This window comes from Paenarthrobacter sp. NCHU4564 (assembly GCF_052156435.1).
In the GTDB taxonomy this organism is placed as follows: domain Bacteria; phylum Actinomycetota; class Actinomycetes; order Actinomycetales; family Micrococcaceae; genus Arthrobacter.
On the sequence record NZ_JBQLIS010000058.1, the window covers coordinates 1 to 680 of the forward strand.

Below are 680 nucleotides of genomic sequence, written 5' to 3' on the forward strand. Positions count from 1 at the left end.
TGGGAGAGTAGGACACCGCCGGACAACCATTCAGGTCGAGACCCCCCAACCACGTTGGGGGGTCTCCCACATTAACCACCTGCTGAGGGTAGGCTCTCGGAGTGGATCTTTCCAGAGAGTTGAACTTGTTGGATGGCGGAGGCCATCCGGGGGCTTTTCATATGAGGCCAGTCCTCTTGGAGGATGCGCTTGCCCTCGCAGACCTGTACACCAGGAATGCCGCACACCTGTCGCCTTGGGAACCGCGGAGGGATGCCAGCTTCTATAGCTTGACCGGACAGAAAGCTGTCCTCGCATCCAAGCTGGAACAGTTCGAGGCCGGTTCCGAGGTGCCTTGGGTGATCACACTGCAGGATAAGCCAATAGGCATGGCTACCTTGACCGGGATAGTCAGAGGTCCCTTCCTCAGCGCAAACCTCGGCTACTGGGTGGACTACGCCCAGACCGGCAACGGTGTAGCTTCGGCTGCTGTTTCATCGGTCGCGGCGATGGCCCGTGATGAGTTGGGTCTTCACCGAGTGCAGGCCGGCACTTTGCTCCATAATGTTGCCTCGCAAAGAGTCCTGAAGCGTAACGGTTTCGACCGGATAGGAGTGGCTTCTGGGCTCTTCACGGTTCGTGGTGAATGTTCTGCCGTGGCGGATGTTCATGCCGCTGTTCTAACGGCACTGCGCAACAGG

The 680-nt window shown here is 58.7% G+C and carries 1 protein-coding gene; it reads left to right on the top strand.

Translation table 11 applies throughout. The features are described 5' to 3' along the window. Positions 1-161 precede the first annotated feature (161 nt). Positions 162-680: GNAT family N-acetyltransferase (locus ACSVIE_RS21085; RefSeq protein WP_442425157.1), on the top strand; the 519-nt coding region annotated here is incomplete at its 3' end.